Origin of the sequence: Pseudomonas sp. So3.2b, assembly GCF_019464415.1 — a bacterium.
Taxonomy (GTDB): domain Bacteria; phylum Pseudomonadota; class Gammaproteobacteria; order Pseudomonadales; family Pseudomonadaceae; genus Aquipseudomonas; species Aquipseudomonas shahriarae.
On the sequence record NZ_CP080494.1, the window covers coordinates 3359133 to 3382275 of the forward strand.

General features: G+C 60.2%; 24 protein-coding genes. 11 read left to right on the top strand and 13 right to left on the bottom strand.

Annotation, left to right across the window (positions count from 1 at the left end):
- Nucleotides 1-33: 33 nt before the first annotated feature.
- Nucleotides 34-303 (bottom strand): PepSY domain-containing protein, encoded by a 270-nt coding sequence (locus K1X80_RS14925; RefSeq protein WP_057436705.1) that lies wholly within the window; start codon nucleotides 301-303, stop codon nucleotides 34-36.
- 151 nt (nucleotides 304-454) lie between these two features.
- Between K1X80_RS14925 and K1X80_RS14930 the strand changes: the two genes are divergently transcribed.
- The 7 genes from K1X80_RS14930 (at nucleotide 455) to K1X80_RS14960 (ending at nucleotide 6503) form a co-directional block, all read left to right on the top strand.
- The gene (locus tag K1X80_RS14930; protein WP_057959432.1) at nucleotides 455-1453 is read left to right on the top strand and encodes a FecR family protein; all 999 of its coding nucleotides are present in this window, start codon (nucleotides 455-457) and stop codon (nucleotides 1451-1453) included.
- Between the two features lie 344 nt (nucleotides 1454-1797).
- Nucleotides 1798-2259, top strand: coding sequence for a hypothetical protein (locus K1X80_RS14935; RefSeq protein WP_057959431.1), 462 nt, complete (start codon nucleotides 1798-1800; stop codon nucleotides 2257-2259).
- Nucleotides 2256-2810 (top strand): hypothetical protein, encoded by a 555-nt coding sequence (locus K1X80_RS14940; protein WP_057436711.1) that lies wholly within the window; start codon nucleotides 2256-2258, stop codon nucleotides 2808-2810. The genes K1X80_RS14935 and K1X80_RS14940 overlap by 4 nt, the downstream gene beginning before the upstream one ends.
- A gap of 68 nt (nucleotides 2811-2878) precedes the next feature.
- Nucleotides 2879-3637 carry a hypothetical protein gene (locus K1X80_RS14945; protein WP_057959430.1) on the top strand — a complete coding sequence of 253 codons (759 nt, stop codon included), beginning with the start codon at nucleotides 2879-2881 and terminating at the stop codon, nucleotides 3635-3637.
- Nucleotides 3638-3702: 65 nt separating this feature from the next.
- Complete coding sequence (locus K1X80_RS14950) at nucleotides 3703-4383, top strand: C39 family peptidase (RefSeq protein ID WP_186625415.1); 681 nt, start codon at nucleotides 3703-3705, stop codon at nucleotides 4381-4383.
- A 37-nt stretch (nucleotides 4384-4420) separates the two neighbouring features.
- On the top strand, nucleotides 4421-5167 hold the full coding sequence (locus K1X80_RS14955; RefSeq protein WP_057959429.1) for a hypothetical protein: 747 nt from the start codon (nucleotides 4421-4423) through the stop codon (nucleotides 5165-5167).
- 49 nt (nucleotides 5168-5216) lie between these two features.
- Nucleotides 5217-6503 (top strand): hypothetical protein, encoded by a 1287-nt coding sequence (locus tag K1X80_RS14960; protein WP_120733208.1) that lies wholly within the window; start codon nucleotides 5217-5219, stop codon nucleotides 6501-6503.
- An 83-nt stretch (nucleotides 6504-6586) separates the two neighbouring features.
- Here K1X80_RS14960 and K1X80_RS14965 read toward each other — a convergent pair whose 3' ends face one another.
- Entirely contained in the window at nucleotides 6587-7912 is a 1326-nt protein-coding gene (locus tag K1X80_RS14965; RefSeq protein ID WP_057959427.1) for a sigma-54 dependent transcriptional regulator, read from the bottom strand.
- Nucleotides 7913-8252: 340 nt separating this feature from the next.
- Between K1X80_RS14965 and K1X80_RS14970 the strand changes: the two genes are divergently transcribed.
- Entirely contained in the window at nucleotides 8253-8519 is a 267-nt protein-coding gene (locus tag K1X80_RS14970; RefSeq protein WP_032861167.1) for a hypothetical protein, read from the top strand.
- A 182-nt stretch (nucleotides 8520-8701) separates the two neighbouring features.
- Here the strand turns inward: K1X80_RS14970 and K1X80_RS14975 are convergent, their stop codons facing one another.
- The 3 genes from K1X80_RS14975 to gnd are packed head-to-tail and all read right to left on the bottom strand — an operon-like array spanning nucleotide 8702 to nucleotide 12023.
- Nucleotides 8702-9526 (bottom strand): Cof-type HAD-IIB family hydrolase, encoded by an 825-nt coding sequence (locus tag K1X80_RS14975; RefSeq protein WP_057959426.1) that lies wholly within the window; start codon nucleotides 9524-9526, stop codon nucleotides 8702-8704.
- Nucleotides 9523-11046: a glucose-6-phosphate dehydrogenase gene (gene zwf, locus K1X80_RS14980; protein WP_057959425.1), complete on the bottom strand. Its 1524-nt coding sequence runs from the start codon at nucleotides 11044-11046 to the stop codon at nucleotides 9523-9525. The genes K1X80_RS14975 and zwf overlap by 4 nt, the downstream gene beginning before the upstream one ends.
- Nucleotides 11043-12023: a phosphogluconate dehydrogenase (NAD(+)-dependent, decarboxylating) gene (gene gnd, locus K1X80_RS14985; RefSeq protein WP_057959424.1), complete on the bottom strand. Its 981-nt coding sequence runs from the start codon at nucleotides 12021-12023 to the stop codon at nucleotides 11043-11045. The genes zwf and gnd overlap by 4 nt, the downstream gene beginning before the upstream one ends.
- 278 nt (nucleotides 12024-12301) lie before the next feature.
- Here gnd and K1X80_RS14990 point away from each other — a divergent pair, with 278 nt between their 5' ends.
- The 3 genes from K1X80_RS14990 to K1X80_RS15000 all read left to right on the top strand — a co-directional run bounded on the left by K1X80_RS14990 (nucleotide 12302) and on the right by K1X80_RS15000 (nucleotide 14662).
- The gene (locus tag K1X80_RS14990; RefSeq protein ID WP_220172963.1) at nucleotides 12302-12451 is read left to right on the top strand and encodes a DUF6026 family protein; all 150 of its coding nucleotides are present in this window, start codon (nucleotides 12302-12304) and stop codon (nucleotides 12449-12451) included.
- A gap of 105 nt (nucleotides 12452-12556) precedes the next feature.
- The gene (locus tag K1X80_RS14995) at nucleotides 12557-14290 is read left to right on the top strand and encodes a phosphoethanolamine transferase CptA (RefSeq protein WP_220172252.1); all 1734 of its coding nucleotides are present in this window, start codon (nucleotides 12557-12559) and stop codon (nucleotides 14288-14290) included.
- A 150-nt stretch (nucleotides 14291-14440) separates the two neighbouring features.
- Nucleotides 14441-14662, top strand: a complete 222-nt coding sequence (locus tag K1X80_RS15000; RefSeq protein WP_057959422.1) for a hypothetical protein — start codon at nucleotides 14441-14443, stop codon at nucleotides 14660-14662.
- 123 nt (nucleotides 14663-14785) lie between these two features.
- On the opposite strand, the gene K1X80_RS15005 is transcribed toward K1X80_RS15000, so the two are convergent.
- From K1X80_RS15005 to K1X80_RS15040, 8 genes are all read right to left on the bottom strand, one after another.
- The gene (locus K1X80_RS15005; protein WP_057436733.1) at nucleotides 14786-15277 is read right to left on the bottom strand and encodes a GNAT family N-acetyltransferase; all 492 of its coding nucleotides are present in this window, start codon (nucleotides 15275-15277) and stop codon (nucleotides 14786-14788) included.
- A 150-nt stretch (nucleotides 15278-15427) separates the two neighbouring features.
- Nucleotides 15428-16534 carry a cell division protein ZapE gene (gene zapE / locus K1X80_RS15010; RefSeq protein ID WP_120733214.1) on the bottom strand — a complete coding sequence of 369 codons (1107 nt, stop codon included), beginning with the start codon at nucleotides 16532-16534 and terminating at the stop codon, nucleotides 15428-15430.
- Nucleotides 16531-19188, bottom strand: a complete 2658-nt coding sequence (pepN, locus tag K1X80_RS15015; protein ID WP_220172253.1) for an aminopeptidase N — start codon at nucleotides 19186-19188, stop codon at nucleotides 16531-16533. Before pepN ends, zapE begins: the two co-directional genes overlap by 4 nt.
- A gap of 13 nt (nucleotides 19189-19201) precedes the next feature.
- Nucleotides 19202-20032 (bottom strand): DUF2797 domain-containing protein, encoded by an 831-nt coding sequence (locus K1X80_RS15020; RefSeq protein WP_057436738.1) that lies wholly within the window; start codon nucleotides 20030-20032, stop codon nucleotides 19202-19204.
- Nucleotides 20029-20289 (bottom strand): YeaC family protein, encoded by a 261-nt coding sequence (locus K1X80_RS15025; protein ID WP_057436741.1) that lies wholly within the window; start codon nucleotides 20287-20289, stop codon nucleotides 20029-20031. The genes K1X80_RS15020 and K1X80_RS15025 overlap by 4 nt, the downstream gene beginning before the upstream one ends.
- A 30-nt stretch (nucleotides 20290-20319) precedes the next feature.
- Complete coding sequence (locus K1X80_RS15030) at nucleotides 20320-21189, bottom strand: rhomboid family intramembrane serine protease (RefSeq protein WP_115128297.1); 870 nt, start codon at nucleotides 21187-21189, stop codon at nucleotides 20320-20322.
- Nucleotides 21182-22159, bottom strand: coding sequence for a metallophosphoesterase (locus K1X80_RS15035; protein WP_216312307.1), 978 nt, complete (start codon nucleotides 22157-22159; stop codon nucleotides 21182-21184). The genes K1X80_RS15030 and K1X80_RS15035 overlap by 8 nt, the downstream gene beginning before the upstream one ends.
- Nucleotides 22156-23046, bottom strand: a complete 891-nt coding sequence (locus K1X80_RS15040; protein WP_010210870.1) for an NAD(+) kinase — start codon at nucleotides 23044-23046, stop codon at nucleotides 22156-22158. The genes K1X80_RS15035 and K1X80_RS15040 overlap by 4 nt, the downstream gene beginning before the upstream one ends.
- Between the last annotated feature and the right edge of the window lie 97 nt (nucleotides 23047-23143).

Consider the following 23143-nt stretch of genomic DNA (forward strand, 5'->3'; position numbering starts at 1 on the left):
TCGAAGGGATTCGATGAACTGATCCGGTGGGGGTCAGTCTTTCTGGTCACGCAACACATTGCCCGAAGCACCGTCGATGCGGACCTCATAGACAACACCGTCCGCCTTGCGACCTTTTACTTCCCAGTAACCGTTGTCGTCCGCTTCGGCCTGGTAGACCTCAATGTAACCGGCCTTGGTCTTGGCGGTTTCAATGGCTTTCTCGATGGTAATCCAGCCGGCTCCCGGCTTGTCGGCCAGGGCGGCGCCTGCACCGAGCAAAGTGGCAGTGGCAAGCATGGCAGTGAGGGTTTTCTTCAGCATTTTCTTACTCCGTTATAGAGAATGACTTACAGATCCAGATTTTTAGGGTGTTTGCAGGACGATTTAGTTCCACATTGATGCTCATTCGCCATGATGGCTGTTCTCGGCACCCTGCCCGGAAGGTTAGAATGTAGGAAATCAGGAAGCACCAATGACCCAGCAGCCCCTTTCAGAAGCCGAATATGACGCCGTCACCGATGCTGCCGCGCATTGGTGTATGCGCCTGCATGCTTTTGATTGCACGGCGGCCGAACGCCAAGCGTTCGAAGAGTGGCACGACGCGCATCCCCTGCATGCTTTCGAATATGCGGCCATGCTGGAAATCTGGGATGTGGCCGACCATTTGCCACGCAGCAACGTGCCCTCCCCGCCCCCGGTGCAGGTCCCGCCACCCAGCCGCTGGCGCACCTATGCAGTGGCTGCCGCCATCTCGTTGATGGCCCTGCCCCTGGCCGCTTTCACGGGCTGGGAAGCGGGTTGGCTGCCCAGTTCCTATGAGCATTACCTCGCCGAAGGCGGCTTGCGCCAGGTGACCCTGGCCGATGGCAGCGAAGTGGAACTGAACCTGGGTACCGAGCTGGTCTACAGCAACTATAAAGATGAGCGCCGGGCCACCCTGAAAAAAGGTGAAGCGTTCTTTAAGGTCAGCCATGACCGCGAACACCCGTTTGTGGTGCGCGCCGGTACCGGGCAGATCCGAGTGACAGGCACCCAGTTCAACGTCTGGAAATACGACGACCAGGTGCGGGTCATGTTGCTGGAGGGTTCGGTGAAGATCAGCAGCGATGCCAGCCACAGCGGCGTGAGCCTCACTCCCGGAATGCAGGCCAGTTACCACGGGGGCGATGCGCAACCACAGCTACAGGCATTCAACCCCCATGATCCGGCGCTGGCCTGGCGCACCGGCAAGTTGATCCTCGACAACCTGGCACTGGTGGATGCCCTGCCCCTGATCAACCGTTACCTGAGCAAACCGGTGATGCTGGCCGATACCGGTACCGGCAATATCCGTATTGGCGGGATCTACGATATCCATGAAGTCACCCACCTGGTGTCGTCCCTGCCCAAGGTACTGCCGGTCTACCTGACCCAGAACCAGGATGGCAACACCGTCCTCAACTCGATACCGCGCAAAGTCCCCAAGACCTGACCTTCGCCAAGGCAGCACGGCGTGCATTGCCGGGCAACTGTGCGCGCCGCACTGTCCACTTTTGAAACACCCATCACCGCGCAACGCCCCTCTGGCTGTGGATTCATCGGTTCGTCATCAATAGTGTTGCATTGCTGAAACACCCTCTTCCCCCCAGTCTGCTTATGCCAGGTACCGGTCATTCCCCGATGTCCCGTCTCAGGCCTGATACACCTCGCCCTACGCCCGCCCCGCCAGAAGCCCCAAGCCATTGAAAAACAAGTCAATATAAAAAGCGGCACAGCTCCTGCTCTATTCCTTACAGCGCTGTTTAGGGTCAGCGTCACAGAACAAGGAATGATGCCGTGGCAACTCTCAATCAAGGCTCACTGAGCCTCCTGCTGATCAGCTGTGTACTCAGCGCCAGTGTGAGCGTGCCCGCCCTCGCCGAAAACGGCGTCATCGTTACCGGGCGCAACGTCCAAGGCCATATGGCCGGGCGTTCTTCCTTCGGACCGGATCCTTATCCCACTACGGCCAATGCCAATCCTGGCGCGCAGATTCTACGCTCGACGACTAACGGCGAACTCAGCGACAACGACTTCGCAGGGGTCAGCAGTGGTTCCAGCATCACTCGATCCATCCTGCCCAATGGCACCCTCCCTGGCTTGAGCACCACCCATGGCAGCAGCGCCTCCGGGCTGGGTGCCGGCGCGGCTGCGGGCCATAGCGGTGGCAGCAGCCTGGGCGGACAGATCAGCGGGACGATTGAGCGTGGCATGGCCCCGCTGAACAACATCGGCAGCCTGATGGGAGGCCAGCAATGAAGCGCTCGTGGCTGATGCTCGCCGTGCTGGGTAGCTGCGCCGCGATGGCAGACAGCAATAACAACGCACTTATCGACAGCTCAGGCCAGCAGTACAGCGGCGTCGCTTCCATCAACCAGGCCGCTGGCAACCAGCAACAGCAGATCAATAGCCGTGCGATTACGGTCGGTGGCCAATCCACTGACGTACTGGTGCAGCGGCTCGATGGCCAGGTCGACCCGTCCCTGAATGCCAGCGCGGCAATCCAGGGTTCATCTTTCAGCAATGGCAACGGTGTACTGGGCGTCAACCAGTCGGCCGGGGCCAACAACCAGACAATCAATGCGGTGCGGATCAGCATCAACCCAGGCCCGCAAAGCATTGATGACAGCGTCCTGTCGCAACAGAACATGACGCTGCTACCAGACTCCCGATCCTCCTCTACCACTGGCAGCCGCCAGGTCGTTACCAGCGACCAGGCCTTCACCGGCAGCCGTGGAGTGGTACAGGTGAATCAGAGTGCAGGGGTGGGGAACCGCATGGCTAACACCCTCGGTATCACTATCAAGTAACTGCTTGATAGGTGTTTGTTAGGCCGTACCAACACTTAACCAACTAATTAGAAGCAAGGAGATACACCATGAAACCTACAATGGCTCTCAAACCACTGGTTTTTGCTCTGGCTGCGCTCATGGCTGTTGCTGCACAAGCGGGTAACGAAAACAAGTGGACGCCAACCCCTGCCCCTAGCGGCACCGTTGCAGCGGTTGTGACCGACTCTCAACTGAGCAAAGACAACAAGTTCGACGACACCAAAACCAACAACGACGCCTCGGCCAACCAGTCGCTGAACAACAGCGACGGTAACCTGGGCGCCAACGTTGCCGCAGGCAGCGGTAACCAACAAGACAACAGCGCAGCCATCACCAGCAGTGCTGCCAAGGATGCCCTGGCGGTTTTCGCGATCGTAGACGTCGAGCAAACATCCAAAGACAACAAGTTCACCAACAAAGGCACGCAAAACGATGCTTCGCTGAACAACTCGGCGAACAACAGCTCGGGTAACGTGGGTGTCAACGTCACCGCAGGCCAAGGCAACCAGCAGAAAAACAACCTGGCAATCGTAACCTCAGACGGCAAAAACATTGGCGCTGCGGCCGTCACCAGCCAGGAATCGTTGAACAACACCTTCCTCAACACTGCTTCGGCTGGCAAAGGCTACGGCAACTGGGGCAAGACCTACGTCAACAACGATGCCTCCATCAACCACTCGGGTAACAATGCTTCCGGCAACATCGGAATCAACGTGTCCGCGGGTTCTGGCAACCAGCAATCCAACTCCCTGTCCCTGGGCAGCGGTTGCACCCAGTGCGCAGCTGGCAGCGGCGTACGCTTCTGACCTGACGCAGAGGGCCTTGGCAACAAGGCCCTTTTCTATTCCCGTGTCCACCCGGTCATTCGATCATGCGCCTCGCGACCCTGTGCCTGCTGTTAATCCTCACCGGCCCTTCCTGGGCAGGGCAAATGGCGATTTCCGCCATGCCCGGCGGTGCGGTGATTTTCAAGAAGGTCGAGAGCATCCGCGAGCGACGGTTCGCCAACCTGGTGGAACAGAAAACCGATTTCAGCTGCGGTGCCGCAGCACTCGCCACCATCCTGCGCCAGGGCTACTGGCTGGATGTTGACGAAGAACACGTCATCAAGGGCATGCTGGTCAACGCCGACCAGGACCTGGTACGCACCCAGGGCTTTTCCATGCTGGACATGAAGCGCTACCTCGAAAGCATTGGCATGCGGGCCAGGGGCTACAAGATCGGGGCGGACACCCTGACAACGGTGAAGATTCCGGTGGTGGTGCTCCTGGATATCCGTGGCTACAAGCACTTTGTGGTGATGCAGCGCGCAGAGAAAGACTGGATCTATATCGGCGACCCGGTACTGGGTAACAAACGCTACTCGCGGGACGACTTCCTCGCCGGATGGAACGGCATCGTGTTTGCGGTGCTGGGTGAAGGCTACGACAAGGCCAACGCCCTGCTCGATCCGCCGATCCCGTTGACCGCCAAGGGCAAAATGAACGAGTTCCGGCCCGTGGGCGACGCCGAGCTGATGGACTTCGGTTTCATCCAGAGCGACTTCTTCTAGAAGCGCCATAAGGAGCAGGAAGCTCCGGGAGCAGATGATGAACACTTACCGTTGGCTGACGGTCCTGTGCCTGGCAGCCTCAATGCCCGCTTATGCAGCCTCGGCGTTCAAGCCGATTGAAATAAATGACGCTGAACTGGCCGAACTGCGCGGCCGCTTCGTCATGCCGGGGCGGATTGTCAGCTTCGGTATTGTGATGAGCACCACCTGGACCAACGCTGCAGGCGATACCAGCACCGTCAAGGCCAACATGCAGATCGACTCCTCCACCATCACGCCGCAGTTCTATGTGCAGACCACTGGCGAGACCGGCAAGGGCAGCGACCGCCCCACGGGTACCGGTACGGTCATCGGCGGCTCCGGACTGGGTACCGGCGCCGGCGTGACACAAACCGTACGCGCCGCGGGCGATGGCAATACGGCCTATAACAACGTCGGGATCAATGTCAGTGAGAACGGCCTGGCGCCCGCCAATCTGGTGCAGTCGGGCCAGGTACTGGTCGCCGGCGGTTCGATCTCTGGTAATAGCGCCGCTGGCAAGGTGAGTGTTTCTGCCAATAACGGCGGCCTGCAGATGGCGATTCAGGCCAACCATAATCAGGGCAGCGCCGTGCAGCAGATCGGCGGCGGCAATGTGCTGCAAGGCACGATTCTGCAAGGCAATAGCAACTTCGTTAATAACATGACCCAACTGAATGTCGTGCTCGGTAGCAACGGACTAAACAACGTGGCACTGAACTGCAACCTGGACCAACTCAAGGGTCTACGCACTCTCGGTTATTGAACTACGCTGACCCTCGACACTTACGCATTAGAAAAGGACGGCTTATTTCATGCATCGAACGTTATCGCTACGCGCCGTTGTTTGTTTAAGTACGCTCTTGCCGGCGAGTTTGTTGTACGCAGCGCCAGACGCCGATATCGAAACCCTCAAACAGGAACTGCTGGAACTCAAGCAACGCTACGAAGTACAGCAAAAAGCCCTGGCGGTCCTGGAGCAACGGGTGCGCCAGGTCGAGGACCAGCCCGCAGTACCCGCGCCCAAGCGCCTGGCCAAGTCACCTGCAGATTTCAAGCAAAGCGGCAGTACGGTGGCCGCCAGTGGCACCGGCGGTGCAACCGGCAGCTCCTATGGGCAGGCCCTCAAGGATGATTCGGCGCCGGCACAGAGTGTCAGCAACCTCTATAACGAGGCCAGCGGGTTCTTTGGCAATGGCAAGTTCAGCTTTGAGACGGGCATTACCTACGCTCGCTACGATGCCCGGCAATTGACCCTCAATGGTTTCCTGGCACTGGACTCGATCTTCCTCGGCAATATCAACCTGGATCGCATCAAGGCGGATAACTGGACCCTGGACATGACGGGCCGCTACAACGTCGATAACCGTTGGCAGTTCGACGTCAACGTCCCCGTGGTGTACCGCGAATCGACCTATCAGTCCGGGGGCGCCAATGGTGGCGCGGGAACAGCGACTTCAGAGGAGTCGGTCAGTCGCGACCCGACCATCGGCGACGTCAACTTCGGGGTTGCCTACAAGTTCCTCGATGAATCCCCCACCCTGCCGGACGCCGTACTCTCGGTACGGGTCAAGGCGCCGACCGGCAAGGAGCCGTTCGGTATCAAGCTGGTACGCTCGCCGTCCAACACCAACCTCTATGTGCCGGAGAACCTGCCAACCGGCAATGGCGTATGGTCGGTGACCCCGGGGATTTCCCTGGTCAAGACCTTCGATCCGGCCGTGCTGTTCGGCTCGCTCTCCTACACCCACAACTTCGAAGATTCGTTTGACGACATCAGCTCCACGGTCAACGAAAAAGTCGGCGGCAAGGTACGCCTGGGCGACAGCTTCCAGTTCGGTGTCGGCGTGGCATTTGCCTTGAACGAGCGTATGAGTATGTCGTTCTCGGTGTCTGACCTGATCCAGCGCAAGAGTAAGCTCAAACCCGACGGTGGCGACTGGCAGTCGATTGTGTCCAGTGACGCCAACGCGGGCTACTTCAACGTCGGCATGACCATTGCCGCCAGCGAAAACCTGACCATCGTGCCCAACCTGGCCATCGGCATGACAGATGACGCGCCGGACTTCACCTTCAGCCTGAAATTTCCGTACTACTTCTAAACGCGCCTACAGGGAATGGCGAGTTTGAGATAAGGAAAAGCCCCGCCGCGATAAGGGTCGCGACGGGGCTTTTTTTACCCGCCCTAGCGGATCTGGTGTTTGTGCAGTAACCGGTAGAAGGTGGGCCGGGAAACCCCCAGGACCCGGGCGGCAACACTCAGGTTGTCGCTGTGGCGGTTCAGCACATCGCACAGCGCCTGGCGTTCGGCGCGGTGCTTATAGTCTTCTAGTGTAGCCATGGGCAGCGCGATTGCCTTTTGGCTTTGCAAACCCAGGTCGGCCGCTTCGATTTGCCGCCCTTCGGCCAGGACCAGACCGCGCCGCACCCGGTTGGCCAGTTCGCGCACATTGCCCGGCCAACCATGCTTGCCCATGGCGAGCAGCGCGTCCTCGCTGAAACTGCGCGGACGGCGCCCGGTTTCCTGGCTGTAGAACCGGGAAAAATGATTGGCCAGCATCCCCACATCGCCATGGCGCTCACGCAGCGGTGCGGTGAGCACTTGCAGGACATTGAGCCGGTAGTACAAGTCTTCGCGGAAGGTGCCCTTTTCGATGGCCGCTTCCAGATCGACGTGTGTCGCGGCCAACACCCTGACATCCACCGGGATCGGCTGGCTGCCACCGACACGCTCGATATGTTTTTCCTGGAGAAAGCGCAACAGGTTGGCTTGCAACTCCATCGGCAGGTCACCGATCTCGTCGAGGAACAGGGTGCCGCCATTGGCCGCTTCGATGCGCCCGATCTTGCGTTGGTGGGCGCCGGTAAATGCACCTTTTTCATGGCCAAACAGTTCGGACTGGATCAGGTGTTCCGGAATAGCCCCGCAATTGATCGCCACGAATGGCTTGGCGTGCCGCTGGGATTGCCGGTGCAAGGTCTTGGCCACCAGTTCCTTGCCGGTGCCGCTGTCGCCACGGATCAGAATCGGCGACTCGGTAGGGGCCAGTTTCGCCAGCAGTTTGCGCAGTTCGCGGATTGGCCGGCTGTCACCCAACAGTTCATGTTCGGGCTCGGCCACATAGGCGCAGCCTTTACCCCGCAAGCGCGCCATGCCAAAGGCCCGGCCCAGGGTGACCTGGACGCGCGCCACATCGAACGGCAAGGTATGGAAGTCAAAAAACCATTCACAGACAAAGTCGCCGACATTCTGCAGGCGCAGCATCTCGGGGCTGAGCACGGCTATCCATTCGGTACCGCTGCGACTGATCAGCTCCTTGACCGCCTCGGGTCGCTCCAGGTGTTTGGGCTGGAGTCGCAATAATCCTACGTCACAGGTGCGATCGCCCAAGGCATCCAGGGCACAGCTGTCCACTGCCCATCCAGCCGCCCGCAAACCAGGCAATAACTGGTGGCAGTCGTCACAGGGATCGACCACAAGCAAGCGACGCAGGGCTGGTGTAACAACCATGACTGTTCCTTGGCGTCAAAAACATTAAAGTTATTTAGAAACAACAGTTTGGGCGAGCTGCTCATAACCCTAGCAAGATCTTGACACTACGCTTGTATCGTTTCGCGATAAAAGATCTCGGGATACGGCATTTGGCGATCAACCCGCTTTAGTGCGGCGATTTGAATCTTTCCCGGCCTTTCAAAAGCGCCGCTTACATGACGTTAATCACGAAAAGTTGAATTTTCTTGTTTTAGCATGTGACCCGTACCCCGTCATCGAGCATCAGTACAGGTACTAGCCGAACGGTAAGCCCAACCGACGGCACATCTTTTGATTGGGCACTTAGAGAGAAGACCCCATGAACGCCCCGCTCCGTATCAACGAAGCTCTTCTGATCGCAGACCGTGCTTTCCAACCCTTTCACTGCGTGGCCTGGGCCCCACAAGACGGCACTGGCGAGCTGAGCCTGACCGTGATCGACCGCACCGAAAACCGCATCGGGCGCAAACAGATTCCTTGCAGCACTTATTCCGATCCAAAACAATTGGAAACCCTGCTGCTGCAAGCCCGCGCCGAACTCAATGGCGAAGGCTATCAGCTACAGTCCTGGGCAATGCCCAAGTAAGTTAACGCAGCTACTGCGACATACCGTCGCTTCTTATATTGGCTGCAACTTGTTAAAACTATTAAACCCGTGGCGAGTGAGTTCGACCCTCGCCACGGGTTTTGCGTGCCTGCAACTTTCGTAGCGCCCTTCTTTATATAGCAGCCATGGCATGATCACTTGATCTTCCAGTGAGCCTTCAGTTACTGGCGGTGAAGGATCAACCGTTCAATGGCTTCGGCAGCACCGTCCTCGACATTGCTGCCGGTGACCAGGTTGGCCTGACGTTTGACCACCTCTTCTGCCTGCCCCATGGCAATCGACAACCCGGCCACTTCAAACATCGCCGGATCATTGCCACCATCGCCGATGGCTGCCGTCTGCTCCAGCGCCACCCCAAGGTGCGCAGCCAGGGTTTTCAGGGCATCGCCCTTGTTGGCCTTCATTGCGGTGATATCGAGATAGACCGGCTGCGAACGCGAAACCTGAGCCAAGCCTGCAACCTTGGGCTGCAAGCGCGCTTCCAGCTCGACCAGCAACTGTGCATTGGCGCTGGCGGCGACGATCTTGTCGATCCGCCCCAGAAACGGCTCGAAACTCTCCACCACGACCGGCGCATAACCGAGGCCATGCTGCTCCCGAGGCACCATGGGGCCCGAGGGGTCACGCAGCAGCCACTCACCATCGGCAAACACCCAGATTTCCACCTCCGGCTGGTCGCACAACAGTGCCAGGGTGATCAGCGCCGCCTCTGCCGGCAAGTGGTGGGCCACCAGAATGCTGCCATCCGGGTTCACCAGGGTGCCGCCGTTGAATCCCGCCGTGGGTACATCGACGCCCAGGGCTTCGATCTGCTGCAACATCGCCCTCGGCGGCCGCCCGGTGGCCAGGCTGAAAAACACCCCGGCTTCGCGCAGCGCCCGCACGGCAGCGATGGTGCGCTGGCTGAGGCTGTGATCGGGCAGCAACAAGGTGCCGTCCATATCACTCAACAAAAAACGGATGGGGTGAATCGTCTCCTCACTCATCCGAGGCTATGCCAGGCACGGCCATCACGGGCCAGCAACGCATCCGCTGCCGCTGGGCCATCTTCCCCGGCCTTGTAGGCCTGGATGCCATCGTCCTTCTGCCAGGCATCGAGAAACGGTTGCACCGCACGCCAGCCGTTTTCGATGTTATCGGCACGCTGGAACAGGGTCTGATCGCCGGTCAGGCAATCATAGATCAGCGTCTCGTAGCCGGTGGAAGGCTGCATCTCGAAGAAGTCCTTGTAGGCAAAACCCAGCTGGATGTTGGCCATGTCCAGGGTCGGCCCGGGCTTTTTCGCCAGCAGGTCGAACCACATGCCTTCATTGGGCTGGATCTGGATTTTCAGGTACGTCGGCTTGACCTCGTCGACTTCGGTATCGCGAAACTGGGCATAGGGCGCTGGTTTGAAGCAGATAACGATTTCGGTATCGCGCACGCTCATGCGCTTGCCGGTGCGCAGGTAGAACGGCACGCCGACCCAACGCCAGTTATCAATCATCACCTTGAGCGCAACGAAGGTTTCGGTGCTGCTGTCCGGGGCCACATTGGCCTCCTGCCGATAGCCCGGCAGCGCCTTGCCGCCGATCTCGCCGGCGGTGTACTGGCCGCGCACCGAGTTGGCCCGTGCATCCTCCAGCGACCAGGGGCGCACGGCCCCGATCACCTTGGCCTTCTCGCCACGCACCGCATCGGCGCCAAAGGCTGCCGGCGGTTCCATGGCAATCATCGCCAGCAACTGGAACAGGTGGTTGGGCACCATATCGCGCAGGGTGCCGGTGTTTTCGAAGAAACTGCCCCGGGTTTCCACACCGACCGTTTCGGCAGCGGTGATCTGCACGTGGTCAATGTAGTGGTTGTTCCAGAACGCCTCGAACAGCACGTTGGAGAAACGGCTGATCAGAATGTTCTGCACCGTTTCCTTGCCCAGGTAATGGTCGATGCGATAGATCTGCTTCTCAGTCATGACCTTGAGCAGACAGGCGTTGAGCGCCTCGGCGGTGACCAGGTCGGAGCCGAACGGCTTTTCGATGACCACGCGGCGGAAAGCCCCGGGGGTTTCCTCCAGCAGGTTGGCCCGGCCCAGGCGCTGCACCACTTCACTGAAGAAGCGCGGCGCGGTGGCCAGGTAGAACACCGCGTTGCCCGTGCCGCTGTCGGCGATTTTGCTGGCAATGTCGGCATAGGTGCCGTCATCGAGAAAATCGCCCTGCACGTAGCTGATGCCCTTGGCCAACTGGGCCCACAACTGTGGGTCCAGTGCATGTTCGGCATTCCCCTTGACCTTGCTCGCCGCTTCGGTGCGGATGAAGTCTTCGAGTTTCTTGGCGAAGTCTGCATCGCTGATAGCGTTGTGATCCACCCCGACAATCCGCAGCCCCTCACCCAGCAAGCCATCGCGACCGAGGTTGTACAGCGCCGGCATCAGCAGGCGCTTGACCAGGTCGCCATGGGCGCCGAACAGGAACAAGGTAGTGGGTGGAGCGGGTTCGGCCTTGGGTTTCTTGCCGGTGGCCGTCATTTTTTGGAAGTCTCCACATGGCCGCCAAAGCCGAAGCGCATGGCCGACAGCAGCTTGTCACCGTAAGTGCTTTGCTGGCGCGAGCGGAACCGGGCGAACAACGAGTTGGACAGCACCGGTACCGGTACCGATTGCTCCATGGCCGCTTCGATGGTCCAGCGCCCTTCGCCGCTGTCGGCCACGGAACCGGAGTAACCGTCGAGCTTGGGGTCGGTCGCCAGGGCATCGGCTGTGAGGTCGAGCAGCCAGGAGGACACAACGCTGCCGCGACGCCAGACTTCGGCGATATCGGCCACGTTCAGGTCAAAACGCTGCTCTGGCGGCAGGTTTTCCGAGTTCTTGGTCTTGAGGATGTCAAAGCCTTCGGCAAACGCCTGCATCATGCCGTACTCGATGCCGTTGTGGATCATCTTCACGAAGTGCCCGGAACCGGCAGGGCCGGCGTGGATATAGCCACGTTCGGCGCGGTCGTCGGTAGCGGTACGGTCCTTGGTGCGCGGGATATCGCCCAGGCCCGGCGCGAGGGTGGCGAAGATCGGATCCAGATGCTTGACGGTCTCGGCGTCGCCGCCAATCATCATGCAGTAACCGCGCTCCAGGCCCCACACGCCACCGGAAGTGCCGACGTCGATGTAGTGCAGGCCTTTTTCCGCCAGGGCCTTGCCGCGACGTACGTCATCTTTATAGAAGGTGTTGCCGCCGTCGATGATCACATCGCCGGGTTCCATCAGTTCGCTCAGGTCGTTGATCGTGGTTTCGGTGGGCTCGCCCGCCGGTAACATGACCCAGACAGCCCGCGGCTTTTGCAGGCCCGCGACCAGGGCAGGCAGATCGGCAACGCCGGTCGCGCCCTCTTCACTCAAGCCTTTGACGAATGCTTCATTGCGGTCGTAGACCACGGTGGTATGCCCATTGAGCATCAAGCGGCGCGCAATATTCCCGCCCATGCGGCCTAGTCCGATAATCCCCAGTTGCATGTATTGATGCTCCCAACTACAAATAAAAATGTGTGACACAGTTTATAGCGCAATGACGAATTAGTCCGGCGCCAATCGCACTAGTTTCATCACAAAAAGAGGCCATCGTTTCACCATCACTGGCTGAAAAGTCACAGCGACCCTGAAAAATAAAAAAGTTCCCTTGAGCCCAAAAAGAAATCAGAATCGCCCCTGACTCCTGCCGAGGGCCTCGACTCAAGCGCTCTGGCACCGCGATACACCGGCTATTTGCGAGGTAAGCAATGCGCACAGCACAGATGACACGCCCGCCACAGACCCTCTACGTCACCGTCCGCCGTGACGAATTGCGCCAGCTGAAAGACGAACGCGAGCAGTTGCAGCAGGAAGTGATCCGTCTGCGGGCGCAGTTGCAGGCTCAGTTGGCAAACCAAGCCATTACCTGCTGAACCCCGGGTCCAACTCACAAACTTTTCACCCGCCCATCCCGATAATCCTGCGCCAGAACGCCGCCTCACGCATGGGCGGCGGCAATTATCGGGTTGGAGCGCTGCATGGCGAGCACGAAGTCTGCAAAAGGGTTTGATTGGGCCGGCCTGGGCTGGATGTTCCTGTTTTTCTGGTATTTCTCCGGTATTACCCAACTGCTGATCCAACTGACCGGCACCTCGGGCTTCAGTGGTTTCCGCCAGGCGTTCTTCATGAGTGCGCTGTGGTTGGCACCCATGCTGCTGTTCCCGCGTCGCGCCCGGCTACTCGCCGCGCTGATCGGTGTGGTGCTGTGGGCCTGTTCCATGGCCAGCCTGGGCTACTTCTTTATTTACCAGCAGGAATTTTCCCAGAGCGTCATCTTCATCATGTTCGAGTCGAACATCTCTGAAGCCGGCGAGTATGCAACGCAATACTTTGCCTGGTGGATCGTGCTGGCCTTTATTGCCCACACCGCCCTGGCCGTCTTCCTCTGGACCCGTGTGCGCCCGGTCTACCTGCCCCGGGGCCGGGCAATGGTCGCGGCGACGGCCATTGTGCTGGCGATTGTCGGCTATCCGCTGGTCAAGCAGATTGCCACCAACGACACCCTGGAACGGGCCATCGATGGCTTCGAAACCCGAGTCGAACCTGCCGTGCCGTGGCAGATGATTGTTGCCTATCGCCGCTACACCCAGCAGTTGAACAACATGCAGGGCATGCTCGACAACGTCAGCAAGATCCCGCCCCTGAGCAACTTCAAGGACAGCATGGCCGGCCAACCGTCGACCCTGGTGCTGGTGATCGGCGAGTCCACCAACCGGCAGCGCATGAGCCTCTACGGCTACCCGCGCAAGACCACGCCGGAGCTGGACAAGCTGCGTGACCAATTGGATGTGTTCGACAACGTCATCACCCCGCGCCCCTACACCATCGAGGCGCTGCAACAGGTACTGACCTTTGCCGATGAAGACAATCCGGATCTGTATCTGAAGACCCCTTCCATCGTCAGCATGATGGAACAGGCCGGCTACAAGACCTTCTGGATCACCAACCAGCAGACCATGACCAAGCGCAACACCATGCTCACCACGTTCTCCGAACAGGCCGACGAGCAGGTGTACCTCAACAACAACCGTAACCAGAACGCCCGCCAGTACGATGGCGACGTGCTGGAGCCGTTCTCCAAGGCCCTGGCCGACAAGGCCGAGCGCAAGCTGATCGTGGTGCACCTGCTGGGTACCCATATGAGCTATCAGTACCGCTACCCGCCAAGCTTCGACACCTTTACCGACCGCCAGGGTGTCCCGGACGCGGTCAGTGACGACCAGCTGCCGACCTACAACAGCTATGACAACGCAGTGCGCTACAACGACTTCGTGGTGTCGAGCCTGATCAAGGACTACGCCAAGACCGACCCCAATGGTTTCCTGCTGTACCTCTCCGACCACGGCGAGGATGTGTTCGACTCGGCGGGCCATGACACCCTGGGCCGCAACGAGGGCAAGCCGACAGCCCCGATGTACACCATCCCCTTCATGACCTGGGCCTCGCCAAAGTGGCGCGCCACCCACGACTGGAACATGCAGGGCGATATACAACGGCCCTACAGCAGCTCGCAGTTGATTCATACCTGGGCCGACCTGGCCGGCTTGAGTTTCGACGAACTGGACCGCAGCCGCAGCCTGGTCAGCGACAGCTTCAAGCCACGGCCATTGCTGATCGGCGATCCCTACCAGCGTTCACAGAAGGCCTTGATCGACTTCAGCCTGATCAAGCCCAAAGCCAGTACTGCACCCCGGAGTGTGGTCCAGAAGTAAACGACCCGCACCCCGTCCAGAGTTAACCCCTGCGGTTAACTTTGGATGTGCTTGACGTTAACCCCCACTTAATTAGCTTCCTACAGACTATTCCCATAAATCTGACCAGGGACGGTGCAGACACGATCACTTTTAATGGGAATACCTGCGATGAAACTTTCAACCTTGATGCTTGCTGGCCTGCTGGGCCTGACCTCCGCTGCCGCCTTCGCCGAAGGCGGCGCTGAGCGCGTGAAGGAGCACTTCGATAATTTCAGCTTCACCCAGAAACAAATCCACAACGACACCGAACAGACGGCGGCTGCCGACGCCAAGGGTGCTGAATCCGGGTCCACCCAACACACGCGGGATGCTGAGCAACCCAAAGGCTGATGCACGAGTAATACCCGGCACCATTATGCTCTGGTGGTGAAGGTCAATTTGGCGCCCTGTACAGGGCGCTTTTTTTTGCCTGGTCGAACCTTCCCAAGGGGAGCGCGGGAACGACCTGAGGATTTAGAGGGCCTTGCTCCAGAACAGCATGCGGCCATGGGCTGGGTCGAAGATCGAGTCATCGAAGCCGAACTTGCGGTACGACGCCTGCGCCACTGGATTACCTTCCAGCACTTCCAGGGTGATCTTGCAGCAACCGCGCTGGCGGGCGATTTCCTCGACCTTTTGCAGCATTTTCTGGCTCAGGCCCAGGCCTCGGAACGGTTCCTTGACCACCACATCATGCACGTTGACCAGCGGCCGGCAGGCAAAGGTCGAAAACCCTTCAAAACAGTTAACAAGCCCGGCCGGCTCGCCGCCAACAAAGGCCAGCACGCTGAAGGCATGGGGACGCTTGGCCAATTCCGCCGGCAATTGTTGCAGCAGGTCGGCGGACAGGGCATGGCCACCGCCCATGGGGTCTTGTGCATAGTGGTTGAGCAACAGGCCAATGGCCTCGGCGTGCACGGAGTTGCTGTAGCTGGCTTGCAGCACCAATATTTCTGCGGCTTCCATTTCCTTCCTCGATAACTGCCCGGCAGGGATGAGCTCCCCGCAAAAGCTCGATTGTAAGCGGGGTGTAGGGGTTAGATGAAGGAGATTAACTACAACTTGGCGCGGGAAAAAGCCATCAGGCAAATGATTGTGTCAGTGGGCCAATGGCCACTACTGACCAAAGCGTTGCAACTGCATTTCTTGCAAACGGCTGAGGGTGCGGCGGAACGCAAACTCCAGGTAACCCTCGGTGTACAACTCGGCCAAGGGCACCCTCGCTTCGATGTACAGCGGGACCTTGCGGTCGTAGCACTCATCCACCAGGGCGATAAACCGGCGCACACTGTCATCGTGCACCGACAACGCCGGCAGCTCGCGGTCGCCCGCCTCCACGCGCTGGGCACCATCCTCGGTACCACGGGCAATCCGCCCAGGACGTGTCGAGGCGCTCAGCCCGGGCACTTCGCCGAGCAATATGGCGCTATAGCGATCACACAGCTGCATGAAATCCATGGCCGCCAGCGGTTGTTCGCACAGATCAGCGTAGCGGCACCACAACACCGTTTCGCTGGACTGCACCGTAACAATGCGCCGCGAACCGACCATAACCGGCGCCTCGCTGCAGGCTTGTCCAGCGCTCAGACGCTGGAAAACCGTAGCCAATGCTTGTGGTTGATCGACCCAGTAGCGCTGCTCGGCGGTGCCCGGATGCAAGCGGTGATCCTCACTGCCGTCTACCGCCACCACCTGCATATGGGCCTCAATCGCCTCGATAGCCGGCATGAAGCGTTCGCGGTTGAAACCGTCGGCGTACAACTGCCCGGGCGGCTGGTTGGAGGTGCAGACCATTACCACCCCTTCGTCGAACATCACCTGGAACAGGCGCCCGAGGATGATCGCGTCACCAATGTCATTGACGAACAGCTCGTCGAAACACAGCACCCGCACGTCCCCGGCCAACTCGCGGGCCAGGGCCTGCAAAGGGTCCGGGGTGCCGGTCAACTGGAACAGACGTTGATGGACCCAGCCCATGAAGTGATGGAAGTGCTGGCGCCGCGCGGGCACCCGCAGGCTCTGATGGAACTGATCCATCAGCCAGGTCTTGCCCCGCCCCACCGGCCCCCACAGATAAACGCCGGTGACCGGTGCATCGGCGCCCTGGTGCAATGCCCCATGGCAGGCCTGCAACGCCTCGACCGCCCGGCGTTGCGCGTCGTCTGCCACAAAACCATCGGCCAGGGCCCGCTGGTAGGCGGCCAGTGGTGAGTCGGCCGTCATGCGAGGCTTTTGCTGACCACCTCGAACACATCGCTGGACAGCTCGCCCGAACCACGGATGCGCTCCAGCTCAGCCTTCATCAGCGCCTGACGGGCGCTGTTGTATTTGCGCCAGCGGGTCAGTGGCGCCAACTGCCGCGAGGCGATCTGCGGGTTGAAGGCATTCAGCTCGATCACCAGGTCCGCCAGGAAGCGATAGCCCGAGCCATCGGCTGCATGGAAGTTGATCAGGTTCTGCCCGGCAAAGGCGCCGACCAGCGCGCGCACCTTGTTCGGGTTCTTGATATTGAACGCCGGGTGCTGCATCAGGGCCTTGACCCGTGCAAGCCCGCCCGGCAACACGCTCCCGGCCTGGACGCTGAACCATTGGTCCATGACCAGGGGGTTGTCCTTGAAGTTCTCGGCAAACACTTGCAGGGCCTTGGCCTTCTCGGCATCGAACGGCGAGTTGACCAGCACCGCCAATGCCGTCAGGCGTTCGGTCATGTTGTCACACGCGTCGAACTGCTCCAGGGTCGCCGCCAGTACTTCGGGCTTGCCGCTGAGCATCAGGTACGACAGCGCGATGTTCTGCAGGGCGCGGCGCGCGAAGTGCTCGGCCGAGGCCACGTAAGGCGTGTTGCGCGACAGGTCGCGGTTGGCCTGGTAGCGCAGCCACAGGCCTTCGAACAGGTTATCGGCCAACTGCTTGCGCGCAAACTCGCGGGCGGCGTGGATCGCATCGACGTCAGCCACTTCGCTGATTTCGGTCAGGTAGGCTTCACCCGGCAACGACAACATTTCGGCGACCATGGCCTGGTCCAGGCTTTCGTCGCTCAACACGCTGCGCAGCGCATTGACCAGCCGTTGATCCAGCACCAGGGCCTGGCCCTGCTGGTGTTGGCCGATCAGGTCCTGCAACACCTGCACCGCCAGTTGCTGACCCGCTTCCCAGCGATTGAAGCCATCGCTGTCGTGCTGCATCAGGAACATCAACTGGTCACGGCTGTAGGGGAAGCTCAGCTTCACCGGCGCCGAGAAGCCACGCAGCAGCGACGGCAAGGGTTGCTCAGGGATATCGACGAAGGTGAACGTCTGCTCGGCCTCAGTCACCGACAACACTCGCGAAGTGCCCTGCGCCGCCGCTTCACCGGCCAGACGCAACGGCAGGTCGGCCCCATTGGCGTCCAGCAGGCCCAGGGCCACCGGAATCACGAATGGCAGTTTTTCTACGTTGTCCGGGGTTTGCGGGCAGCTCTGGCGCAAGGTCAGGCTGTAGGTCTTGGCGGTAGCGTCGTAGGACTCGCTCACTAGCAGGCGTGGCGTGCCGGCCTGGCTATACCAGCGTTTGAACTGGGTCAGGTCGGCACCGTTGGCGTCTTCCATGGCCTTGATAAAGTCATCACAGGTCACGGCCTGGCCGTCGTGGCGTTCAAAGTACAGGTCACTGCCTTTGCGAAAGCCCTCGGCGCCGAGCAAGGTGTGGATCATCCCGACCACTTCCGAACCCTTTTCGTACACGGTCAGGGTGTAGAAGTTGGAAATTTCGATAAAGCTGTCCGGGCGCACAGCGTGGGCCATCGGCCCTGCATCTTCGGCGAACTGGTGGGTGCGCAGGTAGGCCACATCCTGGATACGCTTGACGGTGGCCGAGTTCATATCCGCAGAGAAGTGCGAATCGCGGAACACCGTGAAGCCTTCCTTGAGCGACAACTGGAACCAGTCGCGGCAGGTCACGCGGTTGCCCGACCAGTTGTGGAAGTATTCGTGGGCGACGATGGCTTCTACCCGCTGGTGCGCGGCGTCGGTCGCGGTTTCGGCGCGGGCCAGCACGGCGCTGGAGTTGAAGATGTTCAGGCCCTTGTTTTCCATGGCGCCCATGTTGAAGTCGTTGACGGCGACGATCATGAAGATATCCAGGTCGTATTCGCGACCATAGACCTCTTCATCCCAACGCATGGACTTCTTCAGGCTGTTCATGGCGTGCTGGCACTTGTCGATGTTTTCCGGCTCGACATAAATGCGCAGCGCGACGGTGCGCTGGCTCATGGTGGTGAAGGTGTCTTCGACGCACCACAGGTCGCCGGCCACCAGGGCGAACAGGTAGGCCGGCTTCTTGAACGGGTCTTCCCAGGTCGCCCAGTGCCGACCGTCTTCGCCGGGGCCGCTGGCAATCGGGTTGCCGTTGGACAGCAGCACCGGATAGCTGTGCTGCTCGGCGATCACCGTGGTGGTGAACGTGCTCATCACGTCCGGGCGGTCAAGGTAGTAGGTGATCTTGCGGAAGCCCTCGGCCTCGCATTGGGTACAGAACATGCCACCGGACTTGTACAAGCCTTCCAGGGCGGTGTTGGTTTGCGGGTGGATGCGCACGCTGGTGTCGACCGTGAAGCTGTCACTGGTCGGCTGCAACGTCAGGTGGCTGTCGCTCAATTGGTAGTCGGTGGCGCTCAGTTCCTGGTCACCCAGGGCCACGCTCAGCAGTTCCAACTGCTGGCCATCGAGCACCAGCGGCGGCAGGCCGGTGCCGCGCTGGGGGTTGCGGCGCATCACCAGCTGCGCGTGGACCAGGCTATGGTCCTCGAACAACTCGAAGGTCAGGTGAGTCTCGTCGATCAGGTACTCGGGCGCCTGATAGTCCTTCAGGTAAATCATCTTCGGTTGTTCGGTGCGCATGCGTGAAATCCTTCTACTGATGCACGGCGAGCTGGTAAGCCGTGTATTTACGAATATTGATAACGCCGGTATCGAAGATCAGGTATTGGCCCTTGATCCCCAGCAGCGTGCCTTCGGCAATCGGGTTCTTGTCCAGGTTGAAACTGACGATCTTGGCTGGATATTGCTCCACCGGGTAGCGGATTTCGAGGGGCTCGATATCGGTTACCGGTTGGATGGCCTGCAGGCCAAAGCGTTCCTGCAATTGCAGCAGGCCATCGGCGCAGGAGACAAACAGCTCGTCGCGTACCTGCGCAAGGTCTACCGCTGCCGCGTCGCCCTTGAGCAAGGCGCGCCAGTTGGTCTTGTCGGCGACCTGGCTGCGCAGCACATCTTCGACAAAGCCCGATTGCTGGCGCGTGGCCACGCGCATGATCGGCAATGCCTGGCTCGCGCCCTGGTCCAGCCAGCGCGTGGGCAACTGGGTGGCGCGGGTGATGCCGACCTTGATCCCCGACGAGTTTGCCAGGTACACCACATGGTCGGTCATGCAGAATTTCTCGCCCCAGGCCGGATCGCGGCAAGTGCCGGCATCGAAATGGCAGCGCTCAGGACTCATGATGCACAGGTCGCACTGGGCCAGCTTGGTCATGCACGGGTAGCAATAGCCCTGGCTGAAGCTGGTCTTGGTCTTGCGTCCGCAATGGGTGCAGTGGATCGCACCGAGGTATTCCAGGCGTATATGAGTGCCAATCAACGGGTTGACCGGCACCTCGGTGTCGCCCAGGCGAAAAGCGTATTGAACGGTCGGCGAACCCAGTTGCGCCGACATCTTGCTGACTGCACCACGGCCAATCTCAATCAATGGATGGCATCCGACTTGAACAGGATGTTTTCCACCGGGGTCGACTTCGATTGGCATTCCTGCGGGCCCATATAGCCGGTGCGCTGGTCTTCCGGCAGGTTTTGCAGCTCCCAGGCGATCATGGCCTGCAACGACAGCTCGCGCTGTTCGGCAGTGAGCTTGCGGCCGTCGGCCCATTTACCGATTTCCACGGCGAGCTTGAGGCTCTGGTAGATATCCGGGGTGATGTTTTCGATCATTTCAGCAAAAGAGGACATAAGACTCTTCCTTCAATAATGGGCAGAGATTCAAGCGTTACGTTTATGGCGGCTGTACAACCCGCCGAGCAAACCGGTGATGCAACCCGCCACCAGGCCGCCGACATGGGCCGCATTGGCGATTTCGCCGAAGCCGATCATCGAGACCAGGCCCGACAGGCACAGCACCAGCCACACCAGCATCATCACCAGCACGCCGCGCGGCAGGCGATACGCCGGGTTGGGCGCAAGCAACTGGTAGATCCAGCAATGGCCGAGCAAGCCGTACAACACGCCGGACAGGCCACCGAACAGGCCGGGCCCGCCAAAGGTGTATTGCGCATAGTTGGAGGCCAGGCTGAACAGCATCGTCAGGCCCAGCAGGTTGATACTGCCCTGGCGCGCCTCGATGCGCCGCCCCAGCTCCCAGTACCACATGCCGTTCATGGCCAGGTGCAGGATGCCGAAGTGGATCAGCATCGGCGTGATCAACCGCCACCACTGCCCTGCCGCCAGGCTGTCGGCCAGGGGCGTGAAATACAGGTACTCACCGGCCACGTGGAAATTCAGGAACGTCAGCCAGCTCATGGCTTGCAAGTTGTCGCCGAGCATCGTGACCGCAGCGACGACCAGGCTCAGCAGCAACACACCCGCGGTCAGCGGGCTGTGGCGCAGTTGCTGGAGGAAGCCGGGGCGCTTGGCTACCGGTTCCTGGGGAATATCCAGCTGCTGGTCCGGATCGCCGGCCGGGAAACGCTGATACAGACTGCGCACGTCTTCGCTGATCGCGTCCGGCACCCACAGCACCTGCTCGCCGGCCTCTTCACTGACGCGATGGGGCACCTGCATGCGCTGCAACAGTTTGACGAAGCCAGCCAGGTCGACCGTCAGCGGCAAGCGTAAAACGGCCACGTTACTCATGAATCACCTCAGGGCGCTCGACATCGACCCACACGAACTTGTTGGGGTCCAGGCAGGTTTCCTGATCCAGGCGATACGCCACCAGCTTGCCGTAGAGCACTGCGCTGTAGTCCAGGCAGGCCAGGTTCGAGCGGATCGGCGCCGGTTTGCCGCTGCGCCAGTAATGGCCGACAAACAGCAAGGGTTCATCGACGCCATAGCGCAACAGGGAGTTTTTCTCGGTCGAAGACAACGGCGTACGGGCCACCGGATCGGGCAAGGCATCGGGTTGGAACACGATATCGCCGTAGGTCTTCGGGTCGTCTTCCCAGAACTTGGTGCGAAAGAACGAACGGGTCAGGCCATCGCCGCCGGTCAGCGTCAGGCCGTCCGGCAGGCGCATATCGGTGCCGCGCAGCAGGCGATCGAAGGCGTTGCAGGCAAAACTGCCCGGCACCGCCGCCGCCTGCAGGAAATGCTCGTCGATGCAGCCGTCGGGGAATTGTCGGCGCAGCGGCTCGATCAATCCCGAATCCCAGCAGGCGTGCACCACGCGGAAACGCCCGGCATCGACAAACAACGGCATGTCGTAGAACCAGCCAAGGAAGTCATGCCAGTCGCCGGGGTGGTGTTCGAACTGGGTCAGGGTCTCGTGGATCAGCCGCGCGTGGCGTAGCGAATGTTCGCGCACGTACTGCTTGCCACTGCCGGGCGGCGCCAGGGTGCTCCAGCCCAGGGCGTTGAACTCGTGGTTGCCCATGATGCACAGCGCCTGGCCGGCTTCGACCATGTCGTGGACGATATGCAGCGCCTCACGGATGCGCGGGCCACGGTCGATGATATCGCCGAGGAACACCGCCATGCGTGATGGGTGGCGCCAGACGCCGCCCTGCTTGTGGTAACCCATCTGGTCGAGCAGGTGCTCAAGGGTATGAGCGCAACCGTGCACGTCACCAATCAGGTCGTAGCTACGCGCGGGATCGAGCATCAGTCGCCTCCACCCCCCAAGCGGCTGCCCCAGCCCAGCTTGGTGCGGCACACTTCGTAGTAGTTGTGATCCAGTGGATGGATCAACCGCAGCTTCTGCGCCTTTTTGCTCACGGTGATGGTGTCACCGGGGGCGCAGGTGAAGTGGTTCTGCCCGTCACAGGAAACTTGCGGGTAGATCTGCATGTCTTTGGAGACCACGATTTTCAACTCACTGTTGCCATCGACCACAATCGGTCGGCTAGACAACATATGGGGGTACATCGGCACGATCACAATGGCATCCAGCTTGGGATGCATGATCGGCCCGCCGGCCGACAGCGCATAGGCCGTGGACCCGGTGGGCGTGGCGACAATCAGGCCGTCGGCCTTCTGGCTGCAGACGAACTGGCCGTCGATATACAGCTCGAACTCGATCATCCGCGTCGACTTGCCGGGGTGCAGCACCACATCGTTGAGGGCATCGCCCTGGCCGATGGCTTCGCCATGGCGGCGCACTTCGGCTTGCAGCAGGAAGCGGTTTTCCACCAGGTAGTGGCCGTCCAGCACCTTGGCCACTTCAACTTCCAGGTCGTCGGGGCGGATATCGGTGAGGAACCCCAGGCTGCCCCGGTTGATCCCCAGTACCGGCACGTTATGCCGCGCCAGGGCCCGGGCGGCGCCCAGCAGGCTGCCGTCGCCGCCGACCACAATCACCATGTCGCAGACTTCACCGAGCATTTTGCGCGACGAGGTCTGCAGGCCGTGGCCCGGCAGAATCTCGGCGATGGTGTCTTCGAGGATCACATGCAGGTGGCGCTCAAGCAGAAACTTTTTCAGCCGGCGGACCGTGTCCAGAACCTGGGTACTGCCCAGGCGACCGATGATGCCGATATTGCGAAATTGCTCCATGGGGCTCCTGCAGGGTTTGGGTCTGGCAAAAAGAACGATTATGGGCGAAAGGCCGCATTAGACAAAATCCTTTGTCGCCCCAGGCCCCAGACGACAA